The sequence below is a fragment of the Planctomycetia bacterium genome (assembly GCA_015200345.1).
GTDB lineage: Bacteria > Planctomycetota > Phycisphaerae > UBA1845 > UTPLA1 > PLA3.
This window is the reverse complement of record CP054187.1, coordinates 1,486,665-1,498,847: the sequence shown is the minus strand read 5'-3', so window position 1 is coordinate 1,498,847 and position 12,183 is coordinate 1,486,665. Positions and strand designations below refer to the sequence as shown.

General features: G+C 64.5%; 12 protein-coding genes. 4 read left to right on the top strand and 8 right to left on the bottom strand.

The annotated features are described in order from the left end of the window. Window positions 1-39 precede the first annotated feature (39 nt). From rplL to HRU71_06270, 3 genes are all read right to left on the bottom strand, one after another. A complete protein-coding gene (rplL, locus tag HRU71_06280) occupies window positions 40-462 on the bottom strand; it encodes a 50S ribosomal protein L7/L12 (protein QOJ03115.1) in 423 nt (140 codons plus the stop codon). A gap of 174 nt (window positions 463-636) precedes the next feature. Continuing rightward, the gene (locus HRU71_06275; GenBank protein QOJ03114.1) at window positions 637-1,176 is read right to left on the bottom strand and encodes a 50S ribosomal protein L10; all 540 of its coding nucleotides are present in this window, start codon (window positions 1,174-1,176) and stop codon (window positions 637-639) included. 17 nt (window positions 1,177-1,193) lie between these two features. Further along, window positions 1,194-1,883 (bottom strand): 50S ribosomal protein L1, encoded by a 690-nt coding sequence (locus HRU71_06270; protein ID QOJ04937.1) that lies wholly within the window; start codon window positions 1,881-1,883, stop codon window positions 1,194-1,196. Between the two features lie 485 nt (window positions 1,884-2,368). On the opposite strand from HRU71_06270, the gene radA reads away from it, so the two are divergent. Further along, window positions 2,369-3,739 carry a DNA repair protein RadA gene (gene radA, locus HRU71_06265; protein QOJ03113.1) on the top strand — a complete coding sequence of 457 codons (1,371 nt, stop codon included), beginning with the start codon at window positions 2,369-2,371 and terminating at the stop codon, window positions 3,737-3,739. Beyond that, entirely contained in the window at window positions 3,717-6,269 is a 2,553-nt protein-coding gene (locus tag HRU71_06260) for an O-antigen ligase family protein (GenBank protein ID QOJ03112.1), read from the top strand. Before radA ends, HRU71_06260 begins: the two co-directional genes overlap by 23 nt. A gap of 102 nt (window positions 6,270-6,371) precedes the next feature. Here HRU71_06260 and HRU71_06255 read toward each other — a convergent pair whose 3' ends face one another. Next, the gene (locus HRU71_06255) at window positions 6,372-6,659 is read right to left on the bottom strand and encodes an HU family DNA-binding protein (protein QOJ03111.1); all 288 of its coding nucleotides are present in this window, start codon (window positions 6,657-6,659) and stop codon (window positions 6,372-6,374) included. A 245-nt stretch (window positions 6,660-6,904) separates the two neighbouring features. On the opposite strand from HRU71_06255, the gene HRU71_06250 reads away from it, so the two are divergent. Continuing rightward, window positions 6,905-7,855 carry a phosphoribosylaminoimidazolesuccinocarboxamide synthase gene (locus HRU71_06250; GenBank protein QOJ03110.1) on the top strand — a complete coding sequence of 317 codons (951 nt, stop codon included), beginning with the start codon at window positions 6,905-6,907 and terminating at the stop codon, window positions 7,853-7,855. Further along, the gene (locus HRU71_06245; protein QOJ03109.1) at window positions 7,852-9,189 is read left to right on the top strand and encodes an amino acid permease; all 1,338 of its coding nucleotides are present in this window, start codon (window positions 7,852-7,854) and stop codon (window positions 9,187-9,189) included. Before HRU71_06250 ends, HRU71_06245 begins: the two co-directional genes overlap by 4 nt. A gap of 111 nt (window positions 9,190-9,300) precedes the next feature. Here HRU71_06245 and HRU71_06240 read toward each other — a convergent pair whose 3' ends face one another. The 4 genes from HRU71_06240 to guaB all read right to left on the bottom strand — a co-directional run bounded on the left by HRU71_06240 (window position 9,301) and on the right by guaB (window position 12,141). Then, window positions 9,301-9,546 carry a CDGSH iron-sulfur domain-containing protein gene (locus HRU71_06240; protein ID QOJ03108.1) on the bottom strand — a complete coding sequence of 82 codons (246 nt, stop codon included), beginning with the start codon at window positions 9,544-9,546 and terminating at the stop codon, window positions 9,301-9,303. 85 nt (window positions 9,547-9,631) lie between these two features. Continuing rightward, complete coding sequence (locus HRU71_06235; protein QOJ03107.1) at window positions 9,632-9,865, bottom strand: hypothetical protein; 234 nt, start codon at window positions 9,863-9,865, stop codon at window positions 9,632-9,634. 142 nt (window positions 9,866-10,007) lie between these two features. Continuing rightward, on the bottom strand, window positions 10,008-10,628 hold the full coding sequence (locus tag HRU71_06230; GenBank protein ID QOJ03106.1) for a hypothetical protein: 621 nt from the start codon (window positions 10,626-10,628) through the stop codon (window positions 10,008-10,010). A 1-nt stretch (window position 10,629) separates the two neighbouring features. After that, on the bottom strand, window positions 10,630-12,141 hold the full coding sequence (guaB, locus tag HRU71_06225) for an IMP dehydrogenase (protein QOJ03105.1): 1,512 nt from the start codon (window positions 12,139-12,141) through the stop codon (window positions 10,630-10,632). Window positions 12,142-12,183 lie beyond the last annotated feature (42 nt).

The following is a 12,183-nucleotide window of genomic DNA, read 5'->3' as shown; positions in this document are numbered from 1 at the left end:
GGGGCTTTCACGTCAGACGGAATAATCGAGCGAGGGGGCTTACGCCTTGCCCTTCAGTTCGACCTTGGCGCCGGCCGCTTCGAGTTCCTTCTTGAGCTTCTCGGCGTCTTCCTTGCTCATGCCTTCCTTGATCGTCTTCGGGGCGCCGTCGACGATGTCCTTGGCCTCCTTCAGACCCAGGTTGGTCGCCGCGCGGACGACCTTGATGACGTTGATCTTGTTCGCGCCGCCATCGGCCAGCACGACGTCAAACATCGTCGGAGCGTCCTCGGCCTCGGCCGCCGCGCCGCCGCCGCCGCCACCGGCCGCCATCATGACCGCGCCGCCGCCGGCCGGCTCAATGCCGTACTCGGCCTTGAGGTAGTCGGCGAGGCTCTGGGCGTCTTTGACCGACAGATTGACGATCTTGTCGCCAAGGTCCTTGACGGCTGCGCTGAATTCCTTTGCGGGTGCTTCTGCCATGTTCACAATCCTTCACTTTCTGCGACGACCGCGGCAAGCTGGCCGGGGCGTCTATTCGTTTCACCGTGTTGAGAGCCGAAGTCCCGATGACTTCGTTTAACCCGGCCGCTCGCGAGCGACCTGCCAACGGGGCTGTCAACGACGCGTGTCTTGACTCAATTCCTGGCAGCCGGCTTACGATGCCAGCCTGGCGATGGACTCGCCCTTCTCCAGCTTGTCGACGATCGCCTTGATGCAGCCGGCGATCTTGCCGCCGACGTTCAGGCAACCCGCGATGCGCCGGGCCGGCGAGCAGAACAGCATGACGACCTCGCCCTGAATCTCGGCCTTGCTGCGCCGCTTGGAAATCTCGTCGATGGTCAGAACATCGGCCTCGCCATCGAGCACGCCGTGCTTGAGTTCAAGCTTGGGATAGTCCTTCACCAGCTCGAGCAGGTGCTTGGCGGTATCGACCGGGCTGGTGCCGCCGGTGACAAAGGCGCACGGGCCGGTGAGCACCTTGCCCAGCGGCTCGAGCGGTGTGCCCTTGATCACGCGCTTCATCGCGCGGTTTTTGACGACGTGCACCTCGATCTGCTTCTTGCGCAGGGCGCCGCGGACGGTGTTGACCTCGACGCCGGTCAGCCCGTGGACGGAAACGACCAGTGCGTTGTCCAAGTCCTTGTACTTTTTTCGAAGATCGGCTTCGACCAGCTCTTTCGTGAATCGACTCATGGCTTGTTCCGCCCGTCTTACTGGGCGACCTCCAACTCAATCGCCGGCGACATGGTTCCCGAAACGCACGCCTTCTTGATGAACAGCCCCTTGCTCGTCGGAGGCTTCATGCGCTTGATGTGGTTGATGAAGGCGTCGATGTTCTCCTTCAGATCCCCTTCGGGGAAGCTGGCCTTGCCGACGATCGCGTGAACGTTGCCGCCGGCGTCGTTGCGAAACTCGATCTTGCCCGCGGCGAACTCCTTCACCGCCGTCGCCACGTCGCTGGTCACCGTGCCGTTCTTCGGACTCGGCATCTTGCCTGCCGGGCCGAGGACGCGCCCGAGCTTGCCCACCTTGGCCATCGTGCGCGGGTGCGCAATCGCCACGTCGAAATCCGTCCAGCCGTCGTTGACCTTCTTGATCAAGTCATCAACGCCGACTTCCATCGCGCCGGCCGCCTTGGCCTCGTCGGCTTCGTTGCCGTCGACGAATGCTATGACCTTCTTCGTCGAGCCGATGCCCTTGGGCAGCGAGACCGAGCCGCGGATCATCTGATCGGCGTTCTTCGGGTCGATCCCCAGGTGCATGACGACGTTGATCGTCTGGTTGAACTTGGTGCCCGCCGTGATCTTCTTGAGCACCTTCACCGCGTCGTCGAGGGGGTAGCGCCGCTTGGCGTCGACTTCCTTCAACATCTTCTCATGACGCTTGCTGCGCCCGCGCATCGATCGACCGCGCTGCTTTCGACCGCCCGAGGCTTCCCCGGCAGCCGCTTTCTTTTCTTTCTTTGACTTCGGCGCTTTGGCGCCGGCCTGGTCGTCGGGCGCAGCGCCACCCGCGGTCGCGTCGGGCGCGCCCGGCTTCGCCTCGCCCTCGACCGAGGGATTCTTCTTTTCTTTTGCCATGGTTTCTCTCTTTCGACCCGAAGGTCTGCCACGCTGACGCGCGTGGTCGAGCGGCACGCACTGCAAATGGCTCGTCGTGCGGAGGGAAGACGATCCGGCCCTTCGAAAAAGACCGAGCCGAGTATCATAACCGAAGCCCATTGGGTGGCAACCATACCGAATGGACGCCAGCGGTTTTCATAAGGCAAGCATTTACAGGTGGTTATGTCTGGGCTTTCGAGAGGCACCTTGCTGCGGCGATGGCGGTATGATGCCCGGCGATCTTGAGGGAACGTATTAACATTCGGTCGAAACGGCAGGCATCGGTGCCCAGGAAACATTCACAATTCGCGTGCAGCCATTGCGGGCGGGTGCAGAGCCAGTGGTCCGGCAAATGTCCCGACTGTGGTGAATGGGATTCATTGACCGAGCAGGTCGTCGACGGCGTCGTGCCGGATCGGCATCGACCGGCGGTACCGGTCGATCAGCCGGTCATGGCGAAGCTGTCGGACGTGGACGCCGAGTCGTGCCCACGTTATGTCACCGGAATCGGCGAGTTTGATCGCGTCCTGGGCGGCGGCATCGTTCCGGGGTCGGCGGTTCTCATCGGCGGCGATCCGGGCATCGGCAAGTCGACGCTGCTGCTGCAAGTGTGCGATCAACTGGTCCGCGCAAAGCGCAAGACGCTGTACGTCTCCAGCGAGGAATCGGCCGGGCAGATCAAGCTTCGCGCGCAGCGACTGGGCGCGAGCGATTCGGCGTTGCTCGTCGCGGCGACGGCCAATCTCGATGTCATCTGCAATCTCGCGAGCAAGGAGCGGCCCGAGGTGGTCGTGATTGATTCGATTCAGATGGTCTATCGACCCGACGGCGCCAGCCCGCCGGGGTCGTTGTCGCAGTTGCGCGAGGCGGCGGCGCGGCTGATCTGGCTGGCGAAGCAGATGGGGTTCTCCCTGTTTCTGGTGGGGCATGTCACGAAGGACGGGGCGATCGCGGGGCCGAAGATACTGGAACACCTGGTCGACTGCGTGGCGTACTTCGAGGGCGACCGCTTTCACGCGCACCGATTGATTCGCGCGGTGAAGAACCGTTATGGTTCGACGGACGAATTGGGCGTCTTTGAGATCGGCGACACGGGTCTGCGCCCGGTCGATGATCCCTCCAAGCTGTTTCTTCAGGAGAACCGTGAGTCACGGCCCGGCAGCGTGATCCTCGCGGCATGCGAGGGGACGCGCACCCTGCTGGTGGAGGTGCAGGCGCTGTGCGCGCAGTCGGTGTTCGGCTCGGCGAAGCGCAAGGCGACGGGGGTCGATGCCGGGCGCGTGGCGATGCTGCTGGCGGTGATCGAGAAGCACGCGGAGATCGTCCTGGGCGACCAGGACGTGTTCGTGAACGTCGTCGGAGGCGTGCGCGTGAGCGAGCCGGCGGCCGATCTGGCGATCGCGCTGGCGGTCGTCTCGGCGATGACGCAGCGGTGTCTGGACGTGGGGACGGTGGTCTGCGGGGAATTGGGCCTGGGTGCGGAGCTTCGACCGGTGACGCATCTGCGGCAGCGCGTGACCGAGGCGGCGCGGGTGGGCTTCCGTCAGTTCATCTTGCCGCGAACCAGTCGTTCGGGAGAAACGTCTACCAAGCATGAGACGATGCGTCTGATGCGCTGCGAGAGGCTGGCGGATGCCATCCGACAACTTGCCTGAAGTCGTGGTGGATGACTCGCGCGGGGCGAGGCTGGCGAGCGGTGCGCTGGCGGGATTGGCCGCCGTCCTCGTATTCGCCAACTGTCTCTTGAACTCGCCGTCGCGCTTCTCGGAGAAACACACGACCGACACGACGCTGCTCAAGCCGATCGTGACGGCGCTGGGCCTGGGCGGGCGCGTCGGCACGGCCCGTGGCGTGGAAGTTCGCAATCTCGTCTTCTACGGTGGTGCGGCGCTGATCCTGGCGGTGAGCGCCATTCGACTGCTCACGACCGGGCGCCGGCCCCGCTACAGCCTCGATGACCTGCTCGACTATCGCGCGCGCGCCGGCAGTCCCTATTTCTGGTGGGCGCTGTGGATGGTCTCGTGCGGGTTGAGCTCCTACTTTTCACACGCGCCGGCGGTCTGCCAGGGGCAGGCCATGGCGCACATTCTGTGGCTGGCGTGGTGGTGGCCGCTGGCGGCGATGCTGACGACGCGGCACGTTCGCGCCCTCACGGCGGCGCTGGCGATCGCGCTGATGGCGACGGCGGCGCTGGCGCTGGCGTATCAGGCCGTGCGCGGCGGACCATCTCCGTGGACGGCGCGATTGTCGTATCCGTTCGGAAACGAGTTGTGGCTGGCGGCCTGTTTGCTGCCGGGAGTACCGATCGCCATCGGCTTGGCGTTGGACCGTGGCGTGGGTTCGAGTGCGCGACGGCCCGTCGCGCGATGGGCGGCTTGCGTCGCGTGGGTTGTGGTTGCCGTGCTGATCCTGATTGGGCTGCTGCTGACGCGTTCGCGTTCGGGGCTGGCGGGCCTGGTGGCGGCGGGGCTGGCGATGGTCTGTCTGCTGATCGGCAAGAAGGCGCGGCGCGTTCTGCTCCTGATCGCGTTGGTCGGCGGCCTGGGTGGGGCGGCGATTCTCAACCGGCTGGCCAGCGAGGGCGGGACGGCGACCCGGTCGCATTCGATTCGGACTCGCGTCAATTTCGAGTGGCCCTATGCGATGCGATTGTTGATGGACAAACCGGTGCTGGGACATGGTGACGGGGCGTATTCGATGCTGGCGGGTCAGTTCGCGCGGGAAGATCAGCTGGAAGACCCGATGACGCTTCGTTTTGACGAACAATTCTGGACCGGCCACGCGCACAACGAATACCTGGAACAGGCGGCGGAGATCGGCATCGTCGGTGCGGGGGCGTACCTCGTCGCGATGATTTTGACGTTGATCTATGTCGCGCGCGCGTGCGATCGTCGAGGCGACGAATCGTGTTCGAATCGTTTTGTGATCGCGGGGCTTGGCGCGGCGCTGGTCGGACTGGCGGTCGATCATTTCGGAGAGCCTTCCGTCCGTGAGCCGGGGGGGCCGGCTGTGTTTCTCACCGTGTGGGCGTTGGCGTGGGCGGCCGTACGGCGCGGTCGGACGGAGCGGTTCGAGATGCAGGCAGCGCATCGGCTGTCGAATGGTGTGGTGCGGCTGGCCGGCGTGGCGCTGCTGGTGGCGGTGGCGTGGTTCGGCAGCGCGGCGCTGGCTGACTGGCACGCGTCAATCGGCCGCGCGCAGGCTGACGCCGCGATGGCGGAAGGAGATTTCGAGGACGCTGCGGCGCATGCGGACTACGCCGCCGCGCGCACGATGGATCCGTTCCAGCGGAATTTGGCGCGCTTGATGGCGATTCGCGCGCGGGCGCTGGCGTTTCAGATGAGTCTGGATGCGGGGGATGCTCCGCCCGATGGTGCGATGCTGAACCGCGCGAGCGACGCGGTGATCCGGCTTAGCCAGTTGAGGGCCGACGTACCGCGATTTCTTCAGCTCTCGCGTCTCGAAGCGGACCTGGCGCTGAACCTCGGACGAGCGGCGCAGCGACGCGGCGACGGGGCAGCGGCCGCCGAATATCAGCGTCGATGGATTCAGGCGCTGGAGCGACAACATGCCGACGAGCCGTTTTCGTCGCAGATCGTCTGGACGCTGTGGCGCGTCAGCCCCGCGGCGTCGGCGAGGCAGCGGATCGACTGGTTGCGCGCGCTGCTGCGAGGCGGGTTAGTCGATGCGATGACCGCCGAGATGGCGCAGGAGCTGTTGAAGTCGGCGGACCTGCCCGCCATCATCGAAGACTTGACAAATGTCGCGCTGTCGGACGCGACCCGGTCGAAGGCCGCTGATTGGCGGGATCGCTTCAGCCCCGAGACGCTGCGCCTGGCGGCGATGCGGGCGCGGCGCGACGACGAATCGCCGCGTGCGATGAACCTGGCCGCGAAAGCAGACGAGATGTACGAGCGGGCCGGGCCGGGCCTGTTTGCCGCGCGCGTCGCGGCGATCAGCGAATGGGTCGAGTACGACGTCGCGGCGCACGGCGGATCAAACGCGGATGCAAACTTGCGCAAATTGGCCGATGCCGCGTCGATCCTGTGGGGGGCTCCCGTCTCACCGAGCGATCCGCAGCCCGGCGCGCTGGGCCGCGTGCGGCTTCGGGTGCTGGAGTCGGCCGGTCTAGATCAGGAGGCCGAAGCGCAGCGAGCGTACCTGCGGGAGCGTTCTCATGAATGACAAGGACCCGCGCTGCGACGCGCGGGTCCTTCCATTAAACATACTGCGATTTTTTTTGAGACAAACATCTGAATCCGGCACGGCGCCGGGCGATCGCACGGCTTACTTCTTGCCGAGAATCGCGTCCTTGCACGCCTTCGCGACGCGGAACTTCACGACCTTCTTCGCCGGAATCTTGATCGCCTCGCCGGTCGCCGGGTTGCGGCCCATGCGCGCCTTGCGATTGACCAGCACGAGCTTGCCCAGGCCCGGCAGCGTGAAGCTGTTCTTGGCCTCTTTGTAGGCCGTCGCCGTCAGCGTATCGAGGAACATCACGACCTGCTTGCGGGACAGATCGTTCTTCTCCGCCAGATGTCGAATCAACGCGCTCTTGCTCATACCTGCTGCCATGGGGCGACTCCTTGTGTGTGGGTTTCTGCTTGTTTCGATTTCCTACTCCCGGCGAGCCTCCGCCCGCCGTTTAGGCTGGACAAAATAGCAAGAAAATCAGGGAAATCAATGGGGTCCCGCGCGAGATTCCTAAAAAAATCAGCGGTTTTTACGACCCCGGATTCCCTTACACTAGCCGCCGCAAGCTGGCCGAGCGCGGTCGGTGCAGCCCATGAAACCCTCTCTTTGAACTGACGGAGCGACCCATGCCGGAAGCACCCGTTCTGCAAGCCGTCAAGACTACTCAAATCCCCGGGGTGGAGGTCAAACGGGGAAAGGTTCGCGACGTCTATAACCTCGGCGACCGCCTGATGATCGTGGCAACCGACCGGATCAGTGCCTTTGACTGCGTCCTACCCGACCCGATCCCCGACAAAGGCCGCGTCCTGACCGCTTTGTCGGCCTTTTGGTTCGACCGGCTGGCTGCCGCCCGGCCGCACCACCTGCTGGGGGTGGTGGGTGAAAGTGCCCCAGCCGGGTTCGAGCCGTTCCGGGAGGTCCTTGCCGGCCGGACGATGCTCTGCCGGAAGACGAAAGTAATCCCCATCGAATGCGTGGCCCGGGGGTATCTTGCCGGAAGCGGCTGGGCCGAATACCGCAAGACCGGACGAGTCTGCGGAATCGAGCTACCCCCTGGTCTGAAACAGTGCCAGGCCTTGCCAGAACCGATTTTCACCCCTGCGACCAAGGAGGAATCAGGCCACGACGAGAATATTTCGTTTGAGCGAGCCTGCGAACTGGTCGGCCGCGACACGATGGAGCACCTTCGCAAGCGGACGCTGGAGTTGTATTCCGAAGGCACCGAGTATGCCCGGCGCCGCGGGATTATCCTCGCCGACACCAAGTTCGAATTCGGCATCGTGGACGGCGAGATTCTCCTGATCGATGAAATCCTGACGCCGGACAGCAGCCGCTTCTGGCCGGCCGATACGTACGAGATCGGCCGCGACCAGGAGAGCTTTGACAAGCAGTACGTTCGCAATCACCTTCAGGCACTTTGCGATCAGGGCAAGTGGGACAAGTCGCCGCCGACGCCGCCGCTGCCGGCCGAGGTCATCGCGGCGACCCGCGCGCGGTACATCGAGGCCTATGAGCGGCTGACCGAGCGACGGTTTGACGTTTCGACGATCGGTTCGTCGCGCGGGGGCGGTGCGTGAACGGATGCGCGCTGAAGCGCCTCCTCGGGACATGGACGATTGTCTTTGTCGGCCTCGGCGTCGCCATCGGCTCGGGCGTCTTCACGACGCCGGGCGACATGGCGGGATGGATTCCCTCGCCCGGGTGGCTGCTCGTGGCGTGGATCGCCGGCGGAGCAATCACGTATCTTCAGGCTCTCGTGACGGCAGAATTGGCCACTCGGTTTCCGCAGGCGGGGGCGGAGTATCAGTATCTTCGCGCGGCGTATGGAGACTTTGCCGCGTTCTTCTTCGGTTGGTCGTTCACCATCTTTGTCACCGGCGCCGGGACGGGCGTCATCGCGGCCGGGCTGGGGCGCCTTGCATCGCAACTGTTCGGTTGGAGCGTTCCCGCTGCGGAATCCGTTTTCGGCTGCGCCGCGCTGGCGCTGGTGACGGCGGCCAACGTCATCGGGCTTCGCGCGGGGGCGGTGTTCCAGAATTTGTTGACGATTCTGAAGGTCGCGACGGTTGTTGGAATCGGGATCGTCGCGTGGGTGGGGGCGGGACGCTGGACACCGCAGGTCGAGACGACGCCGATTGATGCGGTTACCGCAAAAGGATTCCTGCTCGGCCTCGTCAGCGTGATGTGGTCGTACGCCGGCGCAACCGACAGCGCCAAGCTCGCCGAGGAAATGCGCGACGCTCGCCAACGGCTGCCCCGCGCGCTGGCATCGACGACCATTTTTCTGACAGCCGTCTATGTTCTGTATCAATACGGTCTGCTCTGCGCGGCAACGCCGCAGGCCATGCGCGGATCGGGCAGCGCGGCCGCCGCGGCGTTGAGCCGAGTCGGCCTGACGGGATTTCGCGAGGTCGTATTGATCGCCGGGATCCTCGTTTGCCTCGGCTCGATCAGTTCGACCATTCTGTCCAATGTGCGCGTGACGTTTGCGCTCGCGCGGGATGGCCTGGCGCCGGCGGCGCTGGCGCGGATGAACGCGGGGCAGTCACCGGTTTGGTCGCAGATGCTGGCGGCGGGGATCGCAGCGGTTTTCGTGTTGCAGCGATCGTTCACGGAGATTCTGGGCATTTACTTCGTCGCCAGCACGATTCTTTATGGGATGGCGTACGTCAGCCTCATCGTGTTCCGCGCGCGGGATCGCCGCGCGGGGATTCGCCGGGACGAGGTCTTTCTGGCGCCCGGCGGCGTGGGGACGGCCCTGTTCGTCACGAGCGTTCAAATGCTGATAGCCATTTTCGTCGCGATGGAGGAGATTGGCCGTGGCGGGCACGACTGGCTCTATACGCTGGGAGTGCTCGCGATCGTGGCGGGGGCGTTTCCGCTGTGGCGGAAGATTGCGAAGCGCCAATAGCGAATTGCGAAAAATGTAGAGTTGAGAATTGGGGTGACTTCCAGAAAGCTCTCTCCATTCCCAATTCTCCATTCTTAACTTCTCTGCCCACTTCCCACCGGCCGCTGTCTACTAACCACTGGCCATTGACTTGTGCGATCCGTCGCACCAGGGCAGATTGCCGCTGCGGTGACACTGGCAGACCGCCTTTTTCCCTGCCTCGCTGATTTCACACACGATGGGGGCCAATCCCGTGCCGAGGCGCGCGTGCGCGCCGTCGCAATAGGGCAGCTTCGCCGAATGGCCGCACTGGCAGTAGGCCTTCTTGCCCGGCGTTTCTTCAATGACGATCGGCTTGTTGTCGTGCTTGGCGTTCATCAGGCGTTCCTCCGCGCAACAGGGCCGAACCAGGCGGCTGATCATGCCGTCCGGTCATGCCGAATGAGCGTTTTTCCGGTGTTGATCAGGCCTTCTTGCAGCAAGGGGCGTCGCAGTTGGCGGCGCACTTCTTCTCTTTGCAGCAGGTCTCGCTCTTGCAGTTGGCGTCGCAGCAGCCGGCCGCGCACTTGGCCATGCAGCACTTGTCGGACGAGCAATCGCCGCAGGTGTTCTGCGAGCAGGCCGAGCCGACGAGCAGGGCGACGGCACAACAGGCGAGGCAGGCCACTTTCGAGAGCTTGGTTCGCAGGGCGTTCATGGGGTTCCTTCCTTTTTCTACCAAGAGGCAAACCGGCACACGCAACCTCGGCGTACGCCTGTCGAAGCGGTTCCACTTCAGGAACATGATACCAAACGCGTCGTCGTCGGCCAAACGACGCTGTTTCGACGACGCCCCGGCCTTAATTCGCGGACGGCGCTGCATCGGCTGCATCGTCGGTCGCCTCGGCGTCGGACTCGAGCACCTGCTTGTTGATGATGCTCACATGCGGCGGTTCGCGCGTGACGCTGTCGCTGCGCGTCGCGTCGTGATCGTATCCGAGGAGATTGCGGTCGATGCGCCCGTTGCTCTCCAGCAACATGCCCGGATGCTGCACGACGGCGCTGACCGGCCAGCCGACGGCGTTGGTGACGAGCCGGGCTGGGCCGTAGGCCATGTGGAAGTAATCCACCCAGTTCCAGGCGAACTCATTGTCGGGCAGGTCGCGCTCGGCGTCGGCGTTGCCGTATGGGATGAACCGATTGCCTTTGTCCTCGAAGGGATCTTCAAACCAGAGCGGCCAATGCGTGACCGCGCCGTTCTCATACCGCACCTCGGATTCGGGCGCCTGCCGACGGACGGGCCGGCCGAACTCGGAATGGCCCCTCGCGTAGCTCTCGGAGCTGGTTGTCTTCATCTCCGAGTTGATCGTCGCGCCGGAGTCCTCGTACGGATTGTTGACGTGCGCGCACCCGGCGGAGCCAGTGAGCGCCAGCGCCATCGCCGCGATCGCGAAATAACCAGACAGACGTATCATGCTCATCTCAAACCTCGACAATGTGTTCCACGGCGTAGTTCGGCGCTTCCTCGGTGATGACCAGGTTGTGCGGGTGCGACTCGACCATGCTCGCGCCGCTGATCCGCACGAATCGTGCGTCATGCCGCAGGGCCTCGATCGACGCCGCGCCGCAGTAACCCATGCCCGATCGAAGCCCGCCGACCAGTTGGTACGTCAGCTCCGCCAGGCGGCCGCGATAGGGCACGCGCCCCTCGACGCCCTCGGGCACCAGCTTGTCCCGCTGCGTCTCGCCGCCTTGTTTGTATCGGTCGGCGCTGCCCGAAACCATCGCCCCCAGCGACCCCATCCCGCGATATTCCTTGTACCGGCGGCCTTTCCAGAGCACCACGCTGCCCGGTGACTCGTCCAGACCGGCGAACAGCGACCCGATCATCACGCTGTGCGCCCCGGCGGCAATCGCCTTGGTGATGTCCCCGCTGAACCGCACTCCGCCGTCGGCAATCACCGGGACATGCCGATCCTGCGCGACGCTGACCACGTTCATGATTGCCGAAAGCTGCGGCACGCCCACGCCGGACACGATTCGCGTCGTGCAGATCGAACCCGGGCCGATGCCGACCTTGAGCGCGTCGGCCCCCGCGTCGAGCAGGTCAACCGCCGCTTCGGCTGTCGCGATGTTCCCGGCGATCACGTCGATGCTGTGCTCGCGCTTGATCCGCCGAACCGTCTCGATCACGTTGTCCGAATGGCCGTGCGCCGTGTCGACCGCGATCACGTCCACCTCGGCCTCGATCAGCGCGGCCACGCGATCGTATTCGTGAACGCCGACGGCCGCCCCGACGCGAAGGCGCCCCCGCGCATCGCGGCAACTGTTCGGGAATTGTCGATTCTTGTCGATGTCCTTGATTGTGATCAACCCTGCCAGCCGTCGGTCGGCGTGAACCAGCAGGAGCTTCTCGACCTTGTGCTGCTGAAGAATGCGATCGGCCTCGTCAAGACTGGTCCCTGGCGGGGCGGTCACGAGGTCGTCCTTCGTCATGATCTGCGCGATCTTCATCGCGCCGGCCGTCGAACCCTGCCGGTCGGCGTGCAGCAGAAACTTCATGTCGCGCCGCGTGACGATGCCGACCAGAACGCCCGACTCGTCCGTGATCGGGACGCCGGAGATGTTGTGCAGGCGCATCAACTCGGCCGCGCGATCCACCGTATCGGTCGGCCGCAGGGTGACCGGGTCAAGGATGACGCCATTGGCGGAGCGCTTGACCTTTTCGACCTCGCGGCACTGCACGTCGGGCGGAAGGTTCTTGTGAATGATGCCGATGCCGCCTTCCTGCGCGAGGGCGATGGCCAGCCCGGCTTCGGTGACGGTGTCCATCGGCGCGGAGACGAGCGGGATGTTGATCGTGATGTTGCGCGTCAGATGCGTGCGCACGTCGGCGTCTTTCGGGACGACGCTGCTGCGCGCGGGGAGCAGGAGCACGTCATCGAAGGTGATACCGTCGCCGATGATCTTGGAGGCTGCGGGGCCGGGGTGCATGGATGGTTGCCCTTTTGGGGGATTCTAACCGCAAGGCGTTCC